This is a genomic window from Ensifer sp. KUDG1 (genome assembly GCF_050434285.1).
Lineage (GTDB): Bacteria > Pseudomonadota > Alphaproteobacteria > Rhizobiales > Rhizobiaceae > Ensifer.
The window spans coordinates 116,441-139,226 of the sequence record NZ_JBNDIG010000006.1; the positions used below are offsets into that span (position 1 = coordinate 116,441).

Genomic DNA, 22,786 nt, shown 5'->3' on the forward strand with positions numbered 1-22,786 from the left:
CCTGACAGGTAATACCGCGCTGTGCCGGGGCTATAACTCTCGTCAAGCCGTTCCCGGTGCCGCGCACGAGCCGCGTTTCATCAGCATTGGCTGCAGCTTGTATTCCTCCTGCAGTGCATGGCTGCCGAGCACGCCTTCAAGCGCGAGCCGTGCGATCTCGTCGATCGGCTGGCGAATGGTGGTCAGCCGCGGCAACACCAGCGAGGCCAGCGGAATGTCGTCGAAGCCGACGATCGAAAGGTCGTTCGGAACCCGAAGCCCCATGTCGTCGGCAGCGCGCAACAGGCCGATCGCCTGCTGGTCGCTGGCTGTGGCGATCGCCGTCGGGCGGGTTGCTTCGGACTGCGTCAGCAGCTGCTTACCAAGTTCTTCGCCCGAGCGGTAATCGAAATGGCCTTCGACGATCTGCGGCTGAACGTACTCGCCGGGGTGGCTCTTCCGGAATTCGTCGAGCCGTTGAACGAAGCCGCCGCGCCGCTCGCCGGAGACCTCGGTCGTGCCGGGACCGCTGATGTAGCCGAGCCGACGATGGCCGAGCGAAAGCAGGTGATCCGCGGCCAGATAACCGCCCTGACGGTTGTCGACGGAGACGAGCGCATGGCCGCTCAAGGGCCGGTCGACGGTCACCGTTCGCGTGCGCGACGCCAGCCCGTCGGCGAGGCTGTTGCTGACCGGCACGAGGATCAACCCGGCCGGCAACCGTCCGAGCAGGGTTTCGATCTGTTGCTTCTCGGCGCCCGGGTCGTCATGTGTGTTGGCAAGCAGCACCGAGTAGCCCTCGGCGGACGCCAGCATCTCCACCTGTTTGGCAAGTTCGGCAAAGAAGGGGTTGGTGATGTCAGGCACGACGAGGCCGATGATGTCGGTCTTGGCGAGCCGGAGGCTGCGGCCGAGAATGTTCGGCCGGTAGCCGATCGCGTCGATTGTCGCTTCGACCTTCGCCCTGATGTCCTCGCTCACCGTCTTGTTCTTGGCAAGCACACGCGAAACCGTGCCTACAGAGACGCCGGCGCGCTGTGCAACATCCTTGATCGTCGGGTTCAAACGTTGGCTCCTCCTTACGTATCTGCGACCGGCGGCAAGCGAAAATCGCGCGCCAGATCAAAGTCTTGCGCCAGCGGCCGCAGGTTCGCCCGACGGCGCTGGCCTTCCTCTTAAATCAGAGAATGCCGCGAACGGGTAGCAGCTTCCAGCACAATTTTCTTTTCGATGAAACGTTTCATATTGACAGAGATGCCGCCTTTCTATCTTTTAAAGCTAGAAACGGACCACGCATGCCTATGCGATGAAACGTTTCATAGATGGTTGGAGGACCATCTTTTCACCGGAGGAGAACCCATGAAATTTTCCCTGTACGCATCTATCGTCGCACTTACCGTTGCCACCGCATTGCCGACGCTTGCCATGGCTGCCGACAAACCCGTCGTCGGCCTCGTCATGAAGTCGCTGGCCAACGACTTCTTCAAGAACATGCTGGAAGGCGCCGAGGCCCATGCCAAGAAGCGTGGCGACTACGAACTCAAAGCCATCGGCATGCAGAACGAGACCGATTTCGAAAGCCAGTTGAACGGTGTCGAGAACTTCATCACGCAAGGCGTCGACGCGATCGTGATTGCGCCGGCGGATTCCCGTGCAATGGTCGCGCCGCTGAAGAAGGCCATGGACGCCGGCATTGTCGTCATCAATTTCGACGTTTCGCTCGACGAGCAGGCGAAGAAAGATGCCGGCGTCGATCTGGCCTTCGTTGGCCCTGACAATCGCGGCGGCGCCAAGATGGTCGGTGATGCGCTCGCCAAGGATCTCGGCACCGGCGGCAAGGTGGTGATCCTCGAGGGCAATCCGGGCGCCGACAATGCGGCGCAGCGCAAGCTCGGCTTCGAGGATGCGATCGCTGCGGGCAAACTCGATCTTCTCGATTCCCGCACGGCGCATTGGGAAACGGAAGAGGCCAATTCCGTCTTCTCGACCATGCTGACGGCGCATCCCGATATCCAGGGTGTGCTCGCCGCCAACGATTCCATGGCGATCGGTGTCGTCAAGGCGCTGGACGCGGCAGGCCGCAACGATATCAAGGTCGTCGGCTTCGACAATGTGCCGGCGGTCGCCCCGATGCTGAAGGACGGCAAGCTTTTGGCAACGGTCGACCAGTTCGGTTCGCAGATGGCGGCGAACGCCATCGACAAGGCGCTCGAAGTCGTGGCCGGCGGGCCCAAGCTCGAAGGTTGGGTGAAGACCGACATCGAGCTCGTGACCAAAGACAACGTGAAATAGCCCTGAGACCGCGCGTGCGCACCGGGCGCTGCCCGGTGCGCTTCGGCAAGGACAGCATCCGCCGCAAGCCAATGGTTCGCGTGCGCGATCGCTGCGTTTCAAAAGGGCTAGGTCATGACGAACACGCAAACCGTGCAGGCGGAAGCGGCTGGTGTTTCGATGCCGCCGGTTCTGGAACTGCACGATATCAAGAAGGCCTTCGGTGGCACCAAGGCACTGAACGGCGTCAGCCTCTCCATTCAGCCGGGCGAAGTGCACGGCCTTATCGGCGAGAACGGTGCCGGCAAATCGACTTTGATCAAGGTTCTCTGCGGTATCGTCCATCCGGACGAGGGCGCAATCAATCTTGCAGGCCGGCCTTACGCGCCGGCAACACCGCGCGAGGCCAAGGCCAACGGCCTCCAGGTGGTGCACCAGGAATTCAACCTTCTGCCCCATCTGTCGGTAGCGGAGAACATCTTCATCGAGCATCTGCCGCGCAACGCCTTCGGCGTCGTCAGGCGGCAGGAAATGCACGTGGGCGCACGGGCCGCACTCGACGCCATCGGCCTCAGCGACATCGATGTGCGTTGGCCGGTCTCGCGCCTCGGTATCGCCCATCGACAGTTGGTCGAGGTGGCGCGCGCGCTGATGACGGAAAGCCGTATCCTCATCCTCGACGAGCCCACGGCGACGCTGACGTCGCGCGAAACCGAGCGGCTGTTCAAGATCGTCAGCGACCTTCGCGGTCGCGGCGTCTCGATCGTCTTCGTGTCGCATCATCTCGACGAGGTGTTCCGCATCTGCGACCGGGTGACGGTGTTGCGCAACGGTGAGACGGTGTTCTCGCGGCCGATCGCCGAGACCAACCAGGATGAGCTGGTGCGCGCGATGGTGGGCCGCAAGCTGCAGCAGCAGATGGCGAACGAAGTGGTCTCGTTTGCTCGGCCGGCACAAGCGTTGTCGCTTAACCGGTTTCGGCCGCCGCAATCGCCGCATGCCGAGGGCATTTCACTGCAATTGCACAAGGGCGAAATCCTGGGGATCGCCGGGCTTGTCGGCTCCGGTCGCACCGAGCTACTGCGGGCGATCGCGGCCGCTCAACTGCCGCTCTCCGGCGAGCTCTTCCTTGAGGGGAACCGCGCCTCCTTCCGCTCGCCGCGCGAGGCGATCAATGCCGGTATCGGCTTCGTGACCGAGGACCGGAAGGAGGAAGGTCTGATCCTCAACATGCCGATTTCGGCCAATGTCACGCTCGCGTCCCTCTCGGACGTCTCGCGTGCCGGAATTCTCGACAGGAAGGCGGAAATCGAAGTGACGGAACGGCTCGGCGCCGAGCTCAAGTTGAAATATGGCGGCCCCGGCGAGAATGCCGCGACGCTCTCGGGCGGCAACCAGCAGAAGGTGGTGCTCGCCAAATGGCTGGCACGCAACCCGAAGGTCCTGTTGCTCGACGAGCCGACACGCGGCGTCGACGTCGGCGCCAAGGCGGAGATCTACGCCCTGATCCGCCAGTTCGCCGAACGCGGCTTGGCGTTGTTGATCGTCTCGTCCGAGCTGCCGGAACTGATGACCCTCTCGGACCGCATCCTCGTGATGTCGCAGCACCGTGTCGTCGGCGAGCTGTCGCGGCCGGAATTCTCCGAAGAACGTATCCTGCAATTTGCCTACCAGGGCGAGCAGCAACAGGTGAGGCAGTAAGATGCAAGCACTCGAAAAGACAGAATCCGGCGAAACCATCGACACGCGCCGGCTTTCGGGCTGGTCGCCGAAGGTGCTTTTGCGCGACGCCGGCATCGGCCTCGCGCTCCTGCTCCTGATCGTCTTCTTCTCGGTCTCGACCGAGCACTTCCTGACGGCCAACAACGTCTCCAACATCCTGACGCAGATCACCATCAACCTGATCCTCGCCGTCGGCATGACCTTCGTCATCCTGATCGGTGGCATCGACCTCTCGGTCGGCTCGATGCTCGCCTTCTGCGCCGTCGTCGGCGGCACGGTGCTGACGATCCCCGATCTCTCGGTGTTTCAGGCGGTGACGCTCGCGACCCTTGCCGCTGTTGGAACGGGCGTCGTCTGCGGTTTCCTCAATGGCTGGATCAGCGCCTTCTGGGGGCTGCCGTCCTTCATCGTCACGCTCGGCATGCTCAATATCGCCCGCGGTGCAGCACTGCAGGTGACGGATGCGCGCACGATCTATTCCTTTCCGCCAAGCTTCAACGCCTTCGGCTCGCAGATGATTTTCGGCATCCCCGTCGTCTTCCTGATCGCGCTGCTGCTCGTCGCGATCGCCTGGTTCGTGCTGTCGAAGACGGTGTTCGGCCGGCTGCTCTATGGCATCGGCAACAATGAGGAGGCCGTGCGTCTCGCCGGCCATTCGCTGATGTTCTACAAGGTGGCGGCCTTCACGATTGCCGGTGCGCTCGTCGGCATCGCGGCCATGGTCTATATGGCCCGCCTCAACATCGCGAGCCCGATCATCGGCATCGGCTTCGAGCTGAACGCGATCGCCGCCGTCATCATCGGCGGCACCAGCCTCAACGGCGGCCGCGGCACGGTCATCGGCACCCTGCTCGGCGCCTGTATCACCGGGGTGCTTGCCAACGGCCTGATCCTGTTCGGGCTCAGCGATTTCATGCGCCAGATGATAACAGGCGTCGTCATCATCCTTGCTGTCATCATCGACAAGTATCGCGAGCGGCTGACCGGCATTTAGGACCTGGGGCCACGGTGCGGGCGGATCGCCGCCCGTCGCAACCGACGAGACGCGGTGACGCACTGGGTGGTCGGGTCGATGGACCCGCCCGCGGGGATCTTCGCGGGCCGGCTTTCACCGCAGAAGCAAATGAGGAAGGCAGGCTGATGCTCAAGAACATCGATCCGGCGCTGAACGCCGACGTGCTGCATGCGCTGCGCTCAATGGGACATGGAGACCGGATCGCGATCGTTGACGCGAATTTTCCCGCCGACACCATCGCGCGCCACACCCGGCTCGGTCTCCCGCTGCACATTGCGAATGTCTCGGCCGCGCGTGCGGTGCGCGCCATTCTTTCCGTCATGCCGCTCGACACGCCGCTACAGCCTTCGGCGGCACGGCTGACGGCGGATGGGGCGGCGGGCGAACTGCCGGAGGTCCAGCGCGAGGTGCAGGCCGAGGTCGAGCGCGCGGATGGTCCTCTTTCGAAGATGTATGCGATCGAGCGTTTCGCCTTCCACGAGGAAGCCAAGCGCGCCTATTGCGTCATCGTGACGGGCGAGGCGCGCCGCTTCGGCAGCTTCCTCTTCACCAAAGGCGTGGTGCCGCCAGCCAGCCACTGGGACGAGACCGTCGCCGGGTGAGAGCCACCTTGGGGAATAGTCGCCGGCGGCGGGCGCCGCCAATCAAAGGGTCGCAAGCTCCCGATTGGAAAGCATGCCATCATTGGCGCGCCTTATCTCGACCTTCCGTTCGAGCTCCGCGACGATGTCTTCGCTGAACTCGATCGAGGTCAGCTCGGCGATCTCCGGCAGGGCGCCGGGCGTGAAGACATTGACCTCCACCAGCTTGTCGCCGACGACGTCGAGGCCGACCAGGAACATGCCGTCGCGCACCAGCTTGGGGCGCATCTCCTCGGCGACGGCGAGCATCGCCGGGGTGACGACGGCGGCGACGGGCCGGCCGTTGACATGCATGTTGGAGCGCAGCTCGCCTTCCGCCGGAACGCGCCGCACGGCGGCGTAGGTGTCGCCACGCTTCAGCGGCCGGCCGTTCATCAGGAACAGGCGGACATCGCCCTCCGTCGCCGCCGGCAGGTATTCCTGCGCGATCACATAGCCCATCTCGCTGACGGCCTCGAAGATCTGGTTGAGGTTCGTCTCATGGCTGGAGCCGACCTTGAAGACGTTCTTGCCGCCGGAGCCCTGCAGCGGCTTCAGGATGACGCCCTCGGGATGGGCGTCGAGGAAGGACCGGACCTCCTCCATGTGTTTCGTGATCAGCGTGGTTGGACGGACGACCTCGGGAAAACCCTGCAGATAGAGCTTGTTCTGTGCTGCCGCCAATCCGTCCGGGTCGTTGACGACGATCGCGCCGCGCTCGGCGGCGAGCCGCCCGAAGATGATGCCGGCCTGGGCCGCCCAGGGCCGTGTTGCGACATCCTCCGACGGGTCGTTGCGCAGAAAGAGGATCTGGATGTCCGTAATGTCCAGGATCTCGCGCCGGGTCGCGTCGCCCCGCAGCGCCGTTATGAAGGTTTCGGCCTTGCGCGGCTTTGCCGTTCCGAGAGAAAGCGCGTGGACGATTAGCCGGCCGTCGGGTGTCAGAACGAAATCGCCGGGTGTGAGGTAGACGATCTCGTGGCCGCGGGCGAGGGCTGCGAGCGCCAGCGACGTCGTCGCATAGAACGTCTCTTCGGCCTCGATGGAGTTGACGAGAAAGGCAATGCGCATTCGGTTTCCTACTCTGCGATCAAGTCGAGCGGGGACAGTCCCCCTTGGGCTCGCTGAAGTCGGTCGCGCGCTTTGACCTCATCGAGAAAGATAGGGCGGAGCGCTGCGGCACCAAGGAGGCCGCGCAGGCTGAGCTCCTGGATCGCGCCGAAATGGGAGGCGGCGATCTTGCCCATCCAGAACGGTTCGAGACTGCCGCCGCGGGCCAGATGATCGAGAAGCTGCAGCAGGCCGCGCAGGTAGATCGCGTCCTTGACCAACCCGCCGCCGCGATAGATGCGCAGGGTGATGTTGAAGGCCTCGGCGGCGGCAAAGCCATGTCCGTCGACGAGCAGCCGGTAGGTCTGCGGAAAGGGTGCGCCGTCGAGCATGGCGGCGCAGCCGACGACCCGTGCTGCCAGGACGCGCAACCGGTCGATCGTCATGCCGGCGCTCAGATATTCGGCAAAGACCGCGAGCCCCTCCTGCATGCCTTCGTAACCGGCCAGTCCGGAGCGGAGGATACGCAGTCCCTGGGCAGAACCGTTGAAATAGGTCAGCAGATGCACGCCAATCTCGTGGTTGAGCAGCGCCTCGACGCGATCGGCGTCGAGCGCGGAACTCCTGGCAATCAAAAGCTGGCCGCGGGAAACGAGCAGGCCGGCCGGCAGGTCGTCGCGGATGTCGATAGAGGCGGAAAAATCGGCCGACTGGCACCGATAGGCCGATATCATCGCCTGAGCGCGCTCCCTTATGTACTCGCAATCGCGCCGGTCTGCGCTCGATGACGGGGCGTGGCGATCGGGCGCCGTGCGTGCCAGGATTTCGGAGGCGGCGTCGTGAAGCGTGGCTTCCACCGGGCCGTAGAGGGCGCGGCCGAACTCGACGAAGGTGCGGGTTTCCCGCGCCGAGATCATCGACAGCTGCAGATCGACCTCCTGCTGCTTTTCCCGGTAGAGGGCGTAGAGCAGCGGATCTTCGAGGTGTTCGAAATTGAGCGAGAAGAGCTTCCGCTTGGCCGTCTCGATCTGCAGCGTCAGCGGCCGGTAGTAGAGACGCGGGCTCTTGGAGAAGCCGCCCGAGGCGAATTCCGTCCATGCGGCTTCCGCGTTGATCGGCGTCACCGCCAGCAGGAAGTCGAAGCTCGACGCGATCTCGTCGATGCCGCGGTCGGCGCGCACGACGGCATCGACGAAAGCCTTTCGGCCGAAGGCGCGGTGCGTCGGCAGTCGAAAATTGTCCGATTTTGCGCGGGCGAAAGCGGCAACGGCCCTCAGCCCTGCGTCGAAGACGCTCGCGACCAGCCGCTCGCGCAGTTGCGGATAGATGCGGCGCGTTCCCGGCTCGCAGTAGATCGGCGCAAAGCGCACCGTCAGATGTGGGTAGTCGAGCGCAAGCGCCTTTCGGCCTGTCGTCGTCGGGCGCTCGACGAGCGTCACATGCGGCGTCCGGAACTTGCCTTCGATCGTCGCTGCCGTCTCGATCAAGGCCTTGGCGGCGACCTGCTCGGCGGCGTGCGCGCCGGCGACCACCTCGATCAAGAAGGGCGGCAGGAAGGGCGCGTCCTTGGCCGGCGGTTCATCGCTTTCAAGTTCGCCGAATTCGAGCACGATGAACAGGCCGAGGCGCTGTTCGATTACGCGCCCCACACGTTCGATGATTGCGGCGGCGGTGTCGACGTCGGGCGCCAACAGATAGGCGGCGTTCGCCTGGGCGATGTCGCGGGCCACCGGCTGCTGGTACTCGGCGGCGATGTGCACGCAGAGGAAGGGAACGAGACGGTCGATGTGCAGTCGCCCGCCCTCGCCGAAATCCCGCCGAACGGCGCGGCCTTCCGTCAGTCGGCCGATGGCCTCGTCGAGCCAGGCCGGGGCCGAACTTGTGGGTGCCGCTTTCTCCTCCGTCATCGCTGCCTCGCCAGCGTTTCGGTCAGGGTTGGGACGAGCGAGCAGACCAGTGCCCGCAGCGAACGAAGCGCACCGATATCCGGCTTACCGGTCCATTCGTCCATGAAGGTCTTCTTGAACTCGATCGCGATCGCGCAGCCGGTCTCGGGAAAATGCTCGTGGATGAAGCGCGTCTGCTCTCCGCGTCCCTGGAAGGCTATGTTCTCGCGCACATCCACCGGTCGGCCGTCGATACGGGCGGCACTGAGCGCCGACATCAGCGTATCGATGACGTCGGCCCATCTGAGCCGGTCCATCGAGGAGGTTCCGATGTTGATTTCCGGGGCTTCGTCGGCGGCCGTGGGCGCCGCTTCCGGTCCCTGCCGCCGGTGGTTGTAGCTGTGCATGTCGAGCACGATGAAGCGACCGTGGCGGCGCTCGATCGCCGTCAGCATCGAATGCAGCATGGCATAGTATTCGTCATGGACGGCGAGCGACGCCTCGATCATCTCGACGGGCGGATGTTCCCGCCAGACGGAAAGGCCCCAGGCCTGCGCCGGTTGAAGATAGATCGCGCCCATGCGGGCACGGTTGAGATCGACCTCGAAGCGGGACCTGTGAACGACGATGCGGTTGGCAAGATCGCGGATGACGAATTCCGTGTACGGATCCTCCTCGCGCAGCCGTTCCTCGTCCGTCAGGGCGATGAGCGCACGGGCGTCGCCGCGCATGGCGTGCCCGTTGTGGATCGCGGTGCCGACGACTGGCGCGTCGCCGCGTTGCACGGTCCACCAGGTGGTTTCGCTGGCTGAGCGGAACTGTTCCGTCGGCTCGCTTGGCATCTTCGCTCCGGCACTCCCTCGCTCTGGTCGCTACGGGGGTGCAACTCCCCGGTGGCCCGAAGGGTTCCGGGGCGCAGGAAAATTCCGGACCGGTCGAGACGCAAGATCACTCTGCTCCGACAGCCGTCTTCACGGTTTTTGCTGGCCGATCTCGCCGAGAATCCACTGGCGGAAGGCGCTGATTTTCGGGGAGTTTCGCCGGCTTTCCGGATAGACAAGCCAATAGGCCTGGCTCTCGTCGCAGAGCAGATCGAAGGGTTGGATCAGGCGCCCGTCGGCAAGTTCCGCCGCAAAGAAGGCCGGCGTCAGGATCGCCACGCCCTGTCCGGCGGTCGCTGCATTCCCCTCATAGACCTGGGCGCCCATGCTGGCGCCGGGCCGGCTCGCAAGCCCCTCCACCGGCACGTTGGCGGCGGCAAACCACCGCGCCCACCAGGGATCGCCGGGGTCGAGAAGCGGCAGCCGCAGCAGGTCGGCCGGTTCCTTCACACCGCCGATGCTGGCCGCAAGGCCCGGGCTCAGCATCGGTGAAAAGTCGGCGTCGATCAGCCGGTGGGCCGCAAGTCCCGGCCACGCGCCGCGGCCCGAGCGGATGCCGATATCGACCTCCTCGCGGCTGAAGTCGACCAGATGCGGCTCGGTCTGAAGGCGCACGGCAAGCGAGGGGTGGGCGATCTGAAACGAGCCGAGGCGCCGCGCCAGCCAGTTGGAGGCAAAGGTCGCGATCGTGCTGATGACCAGCGTTCCCTGGGCGCCGCCGCGCGCGTTTACATAGGCTTCGCTGAGCTGCTCGAAGACCTGCGTCACCACTGGGGCGAGCCGCTGGCCGACCTCGGTAAGCGCGATCTGGCGCGGGCGGCGCAGGAACACCGGCGCGCCGATCCGATCTTCGAGCACCTTGATCTGATAGCTCACCGCGGCTTGCGTCATGCCGAGTTCGCTTGCGGCGTTGGTGAAGCTTCCATGGCGCGCGACCGCCTCGAAGACGCGTATCGCCGTCAATGGTGGGAGCGGAAGTGTCTTATGCATTAAATGGCCTTATGCATGGTGACCGATATTCGATTGGAAGTTGATGCCGCCCACAACCATTTTCAAGGTCCGTCCATTAGACGGATTGATGAAGAGGATGACGGCTATGACAACCATTCAAGTACGTAGTTTTTCGTCGACAAACGATTTTTCCGTCGGTTCCTGGCTGGCGTTCCTGTTCGCGAGGAAGAGCCGGACGACCGATGTCGTCGACGTCAGGGATCTGTCGGATCACCTGAAGCGGGATATGGGCTTTCTCGACGGCAACCGCCCCGAGGGGCACGACCTCCCGACCACGTGATTTTGCCGGTCCGCATGATTTCGCCCTACCGGATGATTTCGAAAGACCCGGGCGGACCTCCCACCGCCCGGGTCTTTTCATGCCCGCGACGCAGCGTCGTCGTCGGGGAGCAGTTTTCCACGACCCGCCCGCTCTTTGGGTCAGAATTCCTTTAATCTACTAGTTAAGTGGATAATCATCGGTGATGTCCGGTCGACGCAGGTTTGCGGCGGCCGCCTGAGATGAGGTCCATGATGAGCATGCTGCGGCAATATGAGCGTTTGAGTGCGATCCGCGAGGTCCTTCAGGGCCGGCTGGAACTGCACGAGGCACGCGATTGTTTTGGTTTCGACGATATCGAGGATGGCACGGTCCACGAACTCAAGGACCGCATCGCCGAACTCTCCGAGGAGATTTCGACCTTGAAAAGCCGCTGCGATCGCTATCAAAGCTTCGGCCGTCGGTGATCAAACCCGCCAACAATGACCCCAAGTGACGGCGAAACGCCGTCGATGAATGGAACATCCCCATGACATTGCATGTGAATTCCCGCGTCGCAGATTATGCGATCAACCCGCTTTTCCTCGAGCGCTGGTCTCCGCGCGCCTATTCGGGTGCCGAGATTTCCGAGCCCGAACTGTTTCAGATGCTCGAGGCTGCCCGCTGGGCGCCGTCCGCCTACAATGCCCAGCCTTGGCATTTCGTCTATGCGCGCCGCAGCACTGAAGGCTGGGAGAGCCTGCTCGGCCTCCTCAACGAGTTCAACCGGAGCTGGGCGGCAGAGGCCTCGGCGCTGATCTTCGTGCTGTCGAAGACCTCTCTGCTGCCGCCGGGCGCCAGTGAGGAAGTGCCGTCCTACACCCATTCCTTCGACGCCGGTGCCGCTTGGGGTGCGCTGGCGCTGCAGGCCGCCCATTCCGGCTGGCAGGCGCACGGCATGGCCGGTCTCGACTATGAGCGGGCGCGCGCCGAGCTTGGCGTGCCGGAAAACTACCGGATCGAAGCGGCCGTCGCGATCGGGCGCCTCGGCGACAAGGCGCTGCTGCCGCAAGCGCTGCAGCAGCGCGAGCAGCCTAGCCCGCGCAAGGCGCTGTCGGAGATCGTATCGGAAGGCCGGTTCGTCGCTGGCTGATCCTTGAAACCAGGTACCGCGGGGAGGTGGGGCTTGCCGGCCCGACCTCTCAGGGGTCGTCGGTCTCATCCCGGCTGGTCTCGTTCAGCGCCTGCACGGTGACCGCTGCGACGAGGCCGGTCAGGACGATGCCGGAAAAGCCGATCACCAGTGCCAGCACCCGCGCGCTCAGATGCTTGGGCGTGATGTCGCCATAGCCGATGGTCAGGCCCGTGACGAAGGTGAAGTAAAGCGCCTCGTCGAGCCGCCAGTCTTCGATGCGCCAGATGATGATACCGGCCCCGACCATCACAATCAGGATCGCCGAGAAGATCGGCCAGAGCAGCTGAAGCTGCTGGTAGAGATTGAAGAAGAACCGGCGTCGCATTCTTTTCGTCTGCCGCCGGCGTTGAGACTCTGCCACCGCAATCCTCCCTCTCGCGGGTAGGCCCGAGGCGAACCAGCCACGCCCTCGTAACGCTCCACCCAAGGCCCGTTTCCCGTCGTCGAAATCCCCTCTCGATGCGAGCTGCCGCGATCAGGATAGACCTGAGTCGGGACGGCTTCCAGCGCCTGTTTTGCCGGCCGGCAGGTAAGGTACGATGCGGACAATTGCATTTCTTGCAACCGCTTTGACCGAGTGTTATCGATTTAGAATAATCTCATGAATCTCCTGCCGAAGGACGATCCCGATGGCATCGCATGAGCATTCACTTGCCGGCGACAGCCGTGGTCTCTCCGCGGGTTTGCGGCTTGACGTGATCGCGGGTCTTACCGCCGCCGCCGTGGTCCTGCCCAAGGCCATGGCCTATGCCACGGTCGCCGGTCTGCCGGTCAGCGTCGGTCTTTACACCGCCTTCGTGCCGATGATCATCTACGCGCTTCTCGGCACCTCCCGCGTCCTGAGCGTTTCGTCGACCACCACCCTTGCGATCCTTGCCGGCACGCAGCTCGGCCTTGCCGTCCCCGACGGCGATCCCGCCAAGCTGCTGACGGCCACCGCGACGCTGACCGCCCTGACGGGCGCGCTTCTCTTCCTCGCGTCGCTGCTGCGCTTCGGCTTCGTCGCCAACTTCATCTCGTCGCCGGTGCTGATCGGCTTCAAGGCCGGCATCGGCCTCGTCATCGTGCTCGATCAGGTGCCGAAGCTGCTCGGCATCCACATCACCAAGGAAGGTTTCTTCCGCGATATCCTAAGCATCGCCGGCCACCTGTCCGAGACCTCGATGCTGACGCTCGCGATCGCCGCCGCGGCGCTGGTGGCGCTGCTGGCGATGGAACGGCTCTGGCCGCATTCGCCGGCGCCGCTTCTGGCCGTGGCCGCGGGCATCGCGCTTTCCTGGTTTGCCGGGCTGCAGGCGCTCGGCGTCTCCACCGTTGGCTTCATCCCGCAGTCCCTGCCGTCGCTGACGCTTCCGAGCCTCGGTCTTGTCCAGGAACTGTTGCCGGGCGCGCTCGGCATCGCGCTGATGAGCTTCACCGAAACCATCGCGGCGGGCCGCGCCTTCGCCGCGCCGTCCGACCCGCCGATCCGGGCGAACCGCGAATTGCTGGCCACGGGTGCTGCGAATTTCGGGGGCGCCTTCTTCGGTGCCATGAGTGCCGGCGGCGGCACGTCGCAAACCGCCGTGGTGCGGGCTGTCGGCGGCCACAGCCAGATGGCGTCTCTGGTCACCGCGGCGGCCGCGGCCGCGACCATGCTGGTGCTGGCGCCGCTTCTCGGTCTCCTGCCGCAGGCCGTCCTTGCGGCCATCGTCATCGTCTACTCGGTCGGGCTGATCAAACCGGCGGATTTCCTCTCCGTCCGCAAGGTTCGGCTGATGGAGTTTCACTGGGCGCTGGCCGCCTTCCTCGGCGTGCTCTTCTTCGGTACGCTGCAGGGCATCATCGTCGCGATCGTGCTCTCCTTCATCGGGCTCGCCCGCCAGGCGGCGTCAGCGAAGGTCTATGTCGTCGGACGCAAGCGCGACACCGACCGGCTGCGGCCGCTCTCGCCCGAGCACCCCGACGACGAGACCTTCGAGGGGCTATTGATCATCCGGCCGGAGGGACGGCTCTTCTTTGGCAATGCCCAGCAGGTGGCCGATCAGGCGCAGATGCTCGTCGCAAAACAGAAGCCCCGGGTTGTCGTGCTCGACATGAGCCGGGTTTTCGACATCGAATATTCGGCGCTGCAGATGATGATGGAGGGCGAGCGCCGCATCAGCGAACACGGCGTCACCGTCTGGCTGGCCGAGCTGAACCCGGACGTGCTTGCCTATGTGCGCGCATCCGGCTTTGCCGATCAGCTCGGCGCCGACCGCCTGTTCGTCAATACCCGCACGGCGCTCCAGCACTATCTGGCCGGCGCCGCGCCGGAGTAGAGCACCTCAAGCCGTTTTCCGTCCGGAATTACGCTCAAAGCGTGAGCTATTCCGCCATCATCTCGCCCGTTCCGCCGAAGGCCGGCGGGAAGTCGCGATATTTCGGCAGGCCGTCCTTCATCGGCAGCACTGTCTCCTGATAGTTGACGTGCAGCATCGGTTTGAAGGCAAGCGCCGGGATTGCCGCGGCAAAGACGTCGGTGACACCCCACAGCGGATGCTCGGTCATGAGATGCCCGCCGCAAGCCTTGCACCATTTGCGTACGCTCGTTGCCGTCTTCTGGTAGCCGACGAGATTGTCCGCACCCTTGATGATCTTGACCTTTTCCGGTGGCCAGAGCGTGAAGGCGTTGACCGGGCCTGCCGACCAGCTGCGGCAGGAACTGCAATGGCAATAGCCCATGGCGGCCGGATCGCCGCTCACTTCGATCTCGACTGCGCCGCAGAAGCACTTTCCGTTGAGGCTGCCGTTTCCTGCCATGACTTTCTCCTTTCGGCTCTTGTCACCCGGAAATCTGGCTCTAGCGGATCACCGGCGTGAACCTTGACTGAGGGTCTCACTCTGAGCCCTGAGGTCAACGCCTCCTTTCGAGCTAGTTGCATTGCCGGCCGTTCCGGAAATAAAAGATGAGTACAATACTCATATTTGTTGTGTGTGCTGCGAGGACGCGCTAATGAACGCCGGCGCTGCCTCGTGCGCGCCGCGCCCTGTCTCTCATCTTCGCTCTGCCGACGGCTCCGGATCGGCCCTGAAAATTGTCATGCCAGAGAAATCAGCTTCGCATTTGATGCTCGACGACGCGATCGTGGCCTACTACGACGAACTCTGCGCCATGACGCGGCGACGTGGTCACCAGGCCGCCACCGCAAACGAGGTCGTGCACGAGCTTTATGTCCGGCTGGTCGATCGGCGCACGCCGCTTGAGAACAAGTCGTCGCTGAGGGCGTTTCTGCGCCGCGCCTGCGCCAATCTCGGCATCGACCGGCTGCGGCGCGACCGCTTTGAGCTCAAACTTTTCTCCGGCAGCGAAGAAGACGCCCTGGCGGTCGCCAGCGATATCCCCGGACCCGACGCCAACATCGATCTTCCCCGGCGACTGATGATCCTGAAAAGGGCGATCATGGAGATGTCGCTGCAGCGGCGGCGCGTCTTTCTCGCAAGCCGCATCGGCAACCTCACCTCGGACGAAATCGCCATGCGCACCGGCATCAGCCGCAACATGGTCGACCGCCATCTGCGCAAGGCCTATCTGCATTGCCTCGACCGGCTGGAGGAGGTGTTGTGACGGCGGGTGACAGGCGGGTGCGCGAGCAGGCGGTGGATTGGTTGGTTCGCCTAACGGGCGATCCAGACGACGAAGCGTTGCGGCTCGCCTTCGAACGCTGGCGCGCGGAGGATCCTGCCCATGCCGAGATTTTTGCCCGCGTCCAAAGGGCGATCGGCGACGCATCGCTGTTGATCCGGCGCGAACCGGAATTTGCCCAAAAGGCTATGACAGCGACCGGGACGCGGAGAAAAACGGTGGCGGCTCTGGCGGCCATCGTCAGCATCGGCGCCGGGCTCTTTCTTTCGTTCGACGGCGCCATGTGGATGCGGGCGGACGTCATCGCCGGCAAGGGCGAACGGCCGATCCTTGCCCTTGAGGATGGTTCGACCCTGCAGCTCAACGCCCAGTCCGCCGTCGCCTATCAATTCACTTCCGCCGAGCGGCGGATCGTGCTGTTGCGTGGCGAGGCCTTCGTCCAGGTCGCAGCCGACAGCAGCCGACCCTTTGTCGTCGAGGCTGGAGGCGGCACGACGACGGCACTGGGGACGGCATTCGACGTCAATCTTACCGACGACGGCACCAGAGTCACCGTGATCGAACACGCGGTATCGGTCGCGACGGACATGGCGATGCTGCCGCGCCGTGTCGCGGTCAACGAGCAGGTCCGCTACGACTATGACGGCCGTCTCGGCGATATCACGCCGATCGATCCGTTCGTGGCAGCAGCATGGCGACAGGGGCGCCTGGTCTTCGAGGAACGCACGATCGCGTCCGTCGTCGAGGAAATCGGGCGCTACGTTCCCGGCACGATCCTGATCGCCCATGCTGGTATCGGCGCCAGGCGGGTGTCCGGCAGCTTTGATCTCTCCGATCCCGTCGGCGCATTGCAAGGTCTTGCCGAAGCCTTCGACGTCAAGGTCACCCGGATTGGACCCTACGTCACGATCCTTCGCTAAAAAAATCGAGGACGAGGTGTCCCTGAACCGGCACCTCGTTCGTCCAGAAACCAGACCCCGGCCGTTTCGGCCATCTCTCTGTCTGGAAGCATCATGCCACATTCGAATACGACCGGCCGCCGCCGCCAATCCGGAATTTTCAGCCTGCTGATGGCAGGCACCGTTCTTGCCCTCACCACGACTGTCGCGCTCGCGCAAGATGCGTTGCGGTACCCGGTCGACGTGCCCGCGGGCAAGCTGACGACTGCCGTCAACCGCCTGGCCGCGCAGCTCAAGCTGCAGGTGGTGTTCGACAGCTCGGTAGCCTCAGGTGTCACCACGCCAGGCCTTTCCGGCGAGATGACGGCCGAAGAAGCGCTAGCGCGGCTGCTGAGCGGAACGGGCGTCCGCTATCGCTTCGTCGGCGGCTCGACGGTGAAGCTGATGGGGGCGGTGGAAGCCGCGGCGCCGGCAGACGGCGAAGGCACGAAGCTCGCACCCATCGTCGCCCGCGGCGACGCCAAGGACGGTGACCGCGCGCCGAACATCGCGGTTCTTGACGCCGAGGATATCGAAAAGGCCCAGGCATCGAGCCTTCCGGAATTGCTGCAGAAGACGCCCGGCGTTTCGATGGGCGGTGGCGTGCGTATCGAGGGGCAGACGCTCGCCATCCGCGGCTTTGCCCGGCAGTCGGACGTTCGCATCATCCTCGACGGCGCGCCGAAGAACTTCGAGAAATACGATCAAGGCACCGTCTTCATCGAGCCCGAACTGCTCAAGCGCGTCGAAATCGAAAAGGGCGCGACGTCGGTGCGCTACGGCAATGGCGGCTTCGGCGGCACGGTGCTGATGGAGACCAAGGACGCGGCCGACATGCTGAGGCCCGGCGAAGAATGGGGCGTCTGGGCCAAGTCCGGTTTCCAGAGCGCCAACAAGCAGTTTCTCGAAACCGGCGCGCTCTACGGAAAGTCGGATTTCGGCGGCCCCATCACCTATGACGGCCTTCTGGCCGGCACATGGCGCAAGAGCGACGACATGCGCGTCGGCGGCGGCGAGGTCTACAACTATTCCAACTCGAAGCTGACCACCCTGCTTGCCAATGTCGGTGCCGAATATGACGGCCACGAGATCAGGGGGACGGTCGCCTACGGCCAGAACGACAATTGGGGACCCGTGGCCGCCATCCGCGGCCAGTCGGCGCCGTCGGATTACAACATCACGCGCTACGGCTACAAGGAAGCGATGCGCCGCCTTCTCACCTGGCGCGAAATCGAGGATTTCACCTCGACGCTCACCTATAGCTATACGGGCGACAGCGACCTGGTGAATTACCGCATGATGGGAAGCTTCTCGTCGACCAGCCAGCATGCGAAGCGGCCCGACATTCCGGGGCTCAACCCCAGCGCATCCGTCGGCGGCTACGAAAACGACGCCACCTACACCGACATCAAGTTCGAAGCGGAGAACACCTCCAATTTCACGCTCGGCGGCCTGTCGCACAGCCTGAACTATGGCATTCAGTATCTCGATCATGATCGCGACATCTGGATGTACGACATCGCCAACCGCACCCAGGCCCAGTACAACTACGGCTACTACGCGCCGTGGTTCATGCCCGAGGGCACGCAAAAGACCTTTGCCGCCTTCGTTCGCGACCGGATCGACCTGACCGACACGTTTGCCGTGACGCCCGGCCTGCGCTACGACCATGTGCGCTCGAAGGGCGTGCCGAACGCGGCGCCGCGCTTCAACAATCCGCTGGCCGGACACGACTATTCCGCAGTCTCCCACCAGGGCGTGACGCCGGCGATCAGCCTGGCATGGGAAGCGACGCCGTCCGTGCGGTTCTTCGCCGACTGGGCCTATGCGATGCGCGTGCCCAACATCGACGAACTCTATTCGACCCAGAGCGTTCTCACCAAGGCGTCCGGCACCAGCCGCGGCCTGGAGGTCGAGCGCAACAGCACCTTCAACATCGGCGTCGACTTCAGCTTCAACGACGTGCTGACGACCGACGACATGCTGTCGACGCGCATCTCGGTCTACAACAACCACGTCTCCAACCCGGTAACGCGCCGGTTCGGCACGGCCAACCTCGCCGACGTCACCGGCAACGTGCCGTTCTACTGGAACACGCCGTCCTACGATATCCGCGGCATCGAGTGGCAGGCGCATTACGAGACCGAGCGCCTGTTCGGCGATCTCGGCGTGTCCTGGATGACCGGCGAGCGGACCGGAGCGGTCAACAACGTCTGGGGGCCGGACACCTATATCAACGATCTGGCGCCCCTGACCGTGATCGCGACGGCCGGGATCAAGGTGCCGGACCGGGATCTCGCCTTCGGCTGGACGGGCACCTTCGTCGACGACCAGAACCGCACGCCCTACAACCAGGGCGGACAGACCTACGCGCGTCCGCCAAGCGCCGGCTATGCGGTGCACGGCCTGTTCCTCGACTGGACGCCGACATCGGGCTTCATGGAAGGCGGCGAAGTGCATCTCGCCGTCGACAACATCTTCGACAAATATTACGAGCCCTATCTCAGCGACGGGATCTCGGCGATGCCCGGCCGCAACTTCAAGATCGCGATCAGCCGCAAGTTCTGACCGGCATGGACACTCGATCGGCTCGCACGCGGCCGGTCGAATTTCTTCGTAGGTCCTTCCACGCAGCAGTGGCGCTTGATTGCGGGGCTCCACCCGGCTCTGTGTGTAAAGTTGCGCACAATCCCGTACGAGCTTGCCAATCCTTGCTTGACAGCCGTCGATTGCCCGTATCTTAATCATGCTCTCAGATTGAGCATGATCAATCCATTCACATGACCTCGATGGTCGATGGGCAGTTTGGCCCCATGATGCCCCCATCTTCGATGGGCACGGCGTCGTGGGGTTTTTGGTTTTTGGCGGGTACATGAGCGGCGCGGTAAAGATCGGCATCCTCTATTCGACCACCGGACCGTACGGGACGATGGGTCGCGACTGCCGCGACGGTGCGGAACTGGCGATCGAGGAGATCGCGGCAAGCCATCCGGCCCGGATCGAACCGGTTTTCATCGATCCGGAAGCCAATATCGACCGCTATCTCGAAGGCGCCAGATCGCTGCTGCGTGACCACGGATGCCGCCACATCATCGGCACCATCACGTCGCTCGCCCGCAAGGAAGTCATTCCGCTCGTCGAAAAGCACGACGGCCTGCTCTGGTACATGTGCCCCTATGAGGGCTTCGAAGCCAACGACAACGTCATCTATACGGGCGGCTGCCCGAACCAGCATTTGCTGCCCTTGCTCGACTATCTGCTGCCGCGCTTCGGCAACCGGCCCTACCTGATCGGCGCCAACTATGTCTGGGGCTGGGAAATGAACCGCCTGGCGCGCGAACTGGTGGAGGAGGCCGGCGGCGCCGTGCTCGGCGAACGTTACCTGCCACTCGAGGAAACCGCGGTGGAGCGCATCGTTGCCGAAATCGAGCAGCGCCGGCCGAGCTTCATTCTCAACAATCTCGTCGGGCCTTCCAGCTACGCCTTTCATGCGGCGATCCGGGCGCTGGCCGAACGCAATCCTGCCTTCCGCCCGGAAAATTGCCCGGTCGTCAGCTGCGATCTGCAGGAATGCGAGTTGACGGATATCGGCCTCGGGGTTGCGACCGGCCAGCTGTGTGCCGCTTCCTACTTCGACACGGTGATCTCGCCCGACAACGTTGCCTTCAAGCTGCGCGTCGCCAGTCGCTTCGGACCCGGGCGGCGCATTTCCAGCCTGTTTGCCAGCGCCTATGCTTCCGTCAAGCTCTGCGCCGAGGCGATCATCGAGGCGGGCGTCGACGACCCCGCGACGATCACGCAGCTCGTTTCGGCCGCGCCGCATCAGAGCGTGCTCGGCCCGCTCAGGATCGATCCACAGACCCACCATGCGGCGTTGCCGTTCCATCTCGGCCGCATCAGCGACGACGGCGGTTTCGACATCGTCACGTCGCTGCCGTCGATTGCCGCCGACCCCTATCTGACCGGCCAGCGCAAGCGCAAGGCGCCCCAATTGCGGATCGTCTCATGAGGGAAACACCGAACTTCACCGGCTGGCGTGCGGCGATCCTGCACCGCGAAGACCAGACGACGGAGCGGCTCGTGCGACAGCTCAAGCTCTTCGGCTTCGACGTCAGCGTGCAATGGCAGCCGCTCGATGCGCGCGACCTGCCCGATATCATCCTCGTCGACGCCGACCAGGGTTGGAGCGGGCTGTTGCCCTGGAAGGACGAACAGGCGCCGCGGCCGTTGATCGCCCTGCTTGGCTCGGAAGCACCGGGCCGGGTCGCCTGGGCGATGGGGCAGGGGGCAGCGGCGATCATCGCCAAACCCGTCGCCTCGTCGGCGGTCTATCCGGCGCTGGTCATGGCCGTCGGCATCCACCAGGAACGCCGGGCGGTTGCCGACAAGGTCGCCCATCTCGAAGAACGCGTGCGCATGCGCCCGCTCGTGCATGCCGCCGTACAGAAGATCGGCCAGGCCTGTCATGTCGACGAAGAACAGGCCTATGGCATCCTGCGCAATTGCGCGATGAAGAAGCGCCTGTCGATGGAGCAGGTCGCCGGTTCCATCCTCGGCGGTGCCGAGCCGCTGCCGGAGGCCGGTTGATGCAGGTTCTGAAATCCATGTTCAGGCAGCCGGCGGCGCTGTTCGGTCTCGTCGTCGTGGCACTGGTCGTCATGCTCGCTTTGGCCGCGCCGCTGATTGCGCCCTATAGCCCGGACGAACAGATGTTCGACGGGCTCACGCTCGAAGGCGCGCCATTGCCGCCGAGTGCGCAGTTCCTGCTCGGTACCGATACGCTCGGCCGCGACCTCTTTTCGCGCCTGCTCTATGGCGCGCGAACGTCGCTGGTCATCGGCCTCGTTGCCAACGGCGTCGCCGTCTCGATCGGACTGATGATCGGCATTCTCTCGGGTTATCTGCGCGGCCTCGTCGGCAACGCGTTGATGCGCTTCACCGATCTGATGATGGCCTTTCCGGCGCTGCTGCTGGCGATCGTCCTTGCCGCCCTGCTGCGCCCGAGCCTCTGGATCGTCGCCATGGTGATCGCGCTCGTCAACTGGGTCCAGGTCGCCCGCATCGTCTATACCGAGACCCGCGGCCTCGTCGAGCGCGACTTCATCCTCGCCGAGCGCTCGCTCGGTGCCGGCCACGGGCGCATCCTGTTTCACCACATCCTGCCGCATCTCATCCCGACGGCGATCGTCTGGGGCACGCTCGGCATCGCAACGACCGTGCTGCTCGAAGCGACGCTCTCCTTCCTCGGCATCGGCGTGCAGCCGCCGACGCCCTCCTGGGGCAACATCATCTTCGAAAGCCAGAGCTACTTTCAGGCTGCCCCCTGGCTGGTCTTCATCCCCGGCGCCGTCATCCTGTTGACCGCGCTCTCCTTCAACCTGGTCGGCGATGCGCTTCGCGATATCCTCGACCCGACGCAACGCGGGAGGGGTTGAGATGGCGTTTCTCCTGCTGCGCCGTCTCGTCCAGACCGCGCTCATCCTGCTCGGCGTTGCCGCCATCACCTTCCTGCTGCTCTACGCGCTTCCGGCCGATCCGGCGCGCATGATCGCCGGGCGCAGCGCAACGGCGCAGACGGTCGCCAATATCCGCCGCGAACTCGGGCTCGACCAGCCGCTGCTCGTGCAGTTCTGGAGCTATCTGCAGGGGCTGGTGCAGGGCGACCTCGGCCGATCCTACGCGCAGAAGACCGATGTCGGTACGCTGATCGCGGCGCGCCTGCCGGCAACGCTGATCCTGATGGCGGCCGGCATTTTCGTCGAAGTCCTGCTCGGCGTGTTTCTCGGCGTGGTCGCGGCCATCCGGCGCGGCGGTTTCGTCGATCGCCTCGTGATGATGGCGTCCTTCGTCGGCGTCTCGGCGCCGCAATTCGTTGCTGCGCTGCTGTTGCTCTATGTCTTCGCGGTCACCCTCGCCTGGTTCCCGATGAGCGGCTTCGGCAGCTTCGCCCATGTGGTCCTGCCGGCCCTGACGCTCGGTATCCTCGGTGCCGGCTGGTATGCGCGCATGGTGCGCTCGGCGATGATCGATGTCTTGAACCAGGACTATGTGCGCACCGCACGCGCCAAGGGCCTGTCGTCGTTCCGCATCATCTTTCGCCATGCGCTGCCGAACGCGCTTCTGCCCGTCATCGCGATGATCGGCATCGATATCGGCCAGTTCATGAGCGGGGTCGTCGTCGTCGAGGCCGTCTATGGCTGGCCGGGCATCGGCCAGCTCGCCTGGCAGGCGATCCAGCAGGTCGACATCCCGATCATCATGGGGGTGACGCTCGTCTCGGCGCTGGCGATCGTGCTCGGCAACCTCCTTGCCGACCTCGTCGCCCCGCTCATCGATCCGCGCATCCGCGCCCGCTAATCCGAAACCAACCAAAAAG

Annotated in this window: 22 protein-coding genes; 15 read left to right on the forward strand and 7 right to left on the reverse strand. The window is 64.2% G+C overall.

From position 1 onward, the window contains the following. Window positions 1–42 precede the first annotated feature (42 nt). Window positions 43–1,044 (reverse strand): LacI family DNA-binding transcriptional regulator, encoded by a 1,002-nt coding sequence (locus M2267_RS16845; protein ID WP_429115620.1) that lies wholly within the window; start codon window positions 1,042–1,044, stop codon window positions 43–45. A gap of 294 nt (window positions 1,045–1,338) precedes the next feature. Here M2267_RS16845 and M2267_RS16850 point away from each other — a divergent pair, with 294 nt between their 5' ends. From M2267_RS16850 to M2267_RS16865, 4 genes are all read left to right on the forward strand, one after another. Further along, complete coding sequence (locus M2267_RS16850; protein ID WP_429115621.1) at window positions 1,339–2,271, forward strand: sugar ABC transporter substrate-binding protein; 933 nt, start codon at window positions 1,339–1,341, stop codon at window positions 2,269–2,271. Window positions 2,272–2,385: 114 nt separating this feature from the next. Continuing rightward, a complete protein-coding gene (locus M2267_RS16855) occupies window positions 2,386–3,951 on the forward strand; it encodes a sugar ABC transporter ATP-binding protein (protein ID WP_429115623.1) in 1,566 nt (521 codons plus the stop codon). A 1-nt stretch (window position 3,952) separates the two neighbouring features. Beyond that, window positions 3,953–4,966: an ABC transporter permease gene (locus M2267_RS16860; RefSeq protein ID WP_429115625.1), complete on the forward strand. Its 1,014-nt coding sequence runs from the start codon at window positions 3,953–3,955 to the stop codon at window positions 4,964–4,966. Window positions 4,967–5,112: 146 nt separating this feature from the next. Then, window positions 5,113–5,589: an RbsD/FucU family protein gene (locus tag M2267_RS16865; RefSeq protein ID WP_429115627.1), complete on the forward strand. Its 477-nt coding sequence runs from the start codon at window positions 5,113–5,115 to the stop codon at window positions 5,587–5,589. Window positions 5,590–5,631: 42 nt separating this feature from the next. Here M2267_RS16865 and M2267_RS16870 read toward each other — a convergent pair whose 3' ends face one another. The 4 genes from M2267_RS16870 to M2267_RS16885 form a co-directional block, all read right to left on the reverse strand. After that, window positions 5,632–6,678: a glutathione synthetase gene (locus M2267_RS16870; protein ID WP_429115629.1), complete on the reverse strand. Its 1,047-nt coding sequence runs from the start codon at window positions 6,676–6,678 to the stop codon at window positions 5,632–5,634. An 8-nt stretch (window positions 6,679–6,686) separates the two neighbouring features. Further along, complete coding sequence (locus M2267_RS16875; protein ID WP_429115630.1) at window positions 6,687–8,564, reverse strand: flavohemoglobin expression-modulating QEGLA motif protein; 1,878 nt, start codon at window positions 8,562–8,564, stop codon at window positions 6,687–6,689. Beyond that, entirely contained in the window at window positions 8,561–9,385 is an 825-nt protein-coding gene (locus M2267_RS16880) for an N-formylglutamate amidohydrolase (RefSeq protein WP_429115632.1), read from the reverse strand. The genes M2267_RS16875 and M2267_RS16880 overlap by 4 nt, the downstream gene beginning before the upstream one ends. Window positions 9,386–9,514: 129 nt before the next feature. Continuing rightward, window positions 9,515–10,414, reverse strand: coding sequence for a LysR substrate-binding domain-containing protein (locus tag M2267_RS16885; protein ID WP_429115634.1), 900 nt, complete (start codon window positions 10,412–10,414; stop codon window positions 9,515–9,517). A gap of 106 nt (window positions 10,415–10,520) precedes the next feature. On the opposite strand from M2267_RS16885, the gene M2267_RS16890 reads away from it, so the two are divergent. The 3 genes from M2267_RS16890 (at window position 10,521) to M2267_RS16900 (ending at window position 11,826) form a co-directional block, all read left to right on the forward strand. Then, a complete protein-coding gene (locus M2267_RS16890; RefSeq protein WP_043612968.1) occupies window positions 10,521–10,715 on the forward strand; it encodes a hypothetical protein in 195 nt (64 codons plus the stop codon). A gap of 233 nt (window positions 10,716–10,948) precedes the next feature. Further along, window positions 10,949–11,161, forward strand: coding sequence for a hypothetical protein (locus M2267_RS16895; protein WP_429115636.1), 213 nt, complete (start codon window positions 10,949–10,951; stop codon window positions 11,159–11,161). 62 nt (window positions 11,162–11,223) lie between these two features. Continuing rightward, on the forward strand, window positions 11,224–11,826 hold the full coding sequence (locus M2267_RS16900; RefSeq protein WP_429115638.1) for a nitroreductase family protein: 603 nt from the start codon (window positions 11,224–11,226) through the stop codon (window positions 11,824–11,826). A gap of 49 nt (window positions 11,827–11,875) precedes the next feature. On the opposite strand, the gene M2267_RS16905 is transcribed toward M2267_RS16900, so the two are convergent. Beyond that, window positions 11,876–12,193 carry a potassium channel family protein gene (locus M2267_RS16905; protein WP_043612924.1) on the reverse strand — a complete coding sequence of 106 codons (318 nt, stop codon included), beginning with the start codon at window positions 12,191–12,193 and terminating at the stop codon, window positions 11,876–11,878. 304 nt (window positions 12,194–12,497) lie between these two features. On the opposite strand from M2267_RS16905, the gene M2267_RS16910 reads away from it, so the two are divergent. Further along, window positions 12,498–14,168 carry a SulP family inorganic anion transporter gene (locus tag M2267_RS16910; protein ID WP_043612922.1) on the forward strand — a complete coding sequence of 557 codons (1,671 nt, stop codon included), beginning with the start codon at window positions 12,498–12,500 and terminating at the stop codon, window positions 14,166–14,168. Between the two features lie 46 nt (window positions 14,169–14,214). On the opposite strand, the gene M2267_RS16915 is transcribed toward M2267_RS16910, so the two are convergent. After that, window positions 14,215–14,649, reverse strand: a complete 435-nt coding sequence (locus tag M2267_RS16915; protein ID WP_043612921.1) for a GFA family protein — start codon at window positions 14,647–14,649, stop codon at window positions 14,215–14,217. Between the two features lie 280 nt (window positions 14,650–14,929). Between M2267_RS16915 and M2267_RS16920 the strand changes: the two genes are divergently transcribed. From M2267_RS16920 to M2267_RS16950, 7 genes are all read left to right on the forward strand, one after another. Continuing rightward, on the forward strand, window positions 14,930–15,454 hold the full coding sequence (locus tag M2267_RS16920) for an RNA polymerase sigma factor (RefSeq protein WP_429115641.1): 525 nt from the start codon (window positions 14,930–14,932) through the stop codon (window positions 15,452–15,454). Further along, a complete protein-coding gene (locus tag M2267_RS16925; protein ID WP_429115642.1) occupies window positions 15,451–16,392 on the forward strand; it encodes a FecR family protein in 942 nt (313 codons plus the stop codon). Before M2267_RS16920 ends, M2267_RS16925 begins: the two co-directional genes overlap by 4 nt. A gap of 93 nt (window positions 16,393–16,485) precedes the next feature. Further along, window positions 16,486–18,978: a TonB-dependent hemoglobin/transferrin/lactoferrin family receptor gene (locus M2267_RS16930; RefSeq protein ID WP_429115644.1), complete on the forward strand. Its 2,493-nt coding sequence runs from the start codon at window positions 16,486–16,488 to the stop codon at window positions 18,976–18,978. Window positions 18,979–19,282: 304 nt separating this feature from the next. Next, window positions 19,283–20,419, forward strand: coding sequence for a transporter substrate-binding protein (locus tag M2267_RS16935; RefSeq protein ID WP_429115646.1), 1,137 nt, complete (start codon window positions 19,283–19,285; stop codon window positions 20,417–20,419). Continuing rightward, window positions 20,416–20,997, forward strand: a complete 582-nt coding sequence (locus tag M2267_RS16940; protein WP_429115648.1) for an ANTAR domain-containing response regulator — start codon at window positions 20,416–20,418, stop codon at window positions 20,995–20,997. The genes M2267_RS16935 and M2267_RS16940 overlap by 4 nt, the downstream gene beginning before the upstream one ends. Then, a complete protein-coding gene (locus M2267_RS16945; protein WP_429115650.1) occupies window positions 20,997–21,845 on the forward strand; it encodes an ABC transporter permease in 849 nt (282 codons plus the stop codon). The genes M2267_RS16940 and M2267_RS16945 overlap by 1 nt, the downstream gene beginning before the upstream one ends. A gap of 1 nt (window position 21,846) precedes the next feature. Continuing rightward, window positions 21,847–22,767, forward strand: coding sequence for an ABC transporter permease (locus M2267_RS16950; RefSeq protein ID WP_034805440.1), 921 nt, complete (start codon window positions 21,847–21,849; stop codon window positions 22,765–22,767). Window positions 22,768–22,786: the final 19 nt, after the last annotated feature.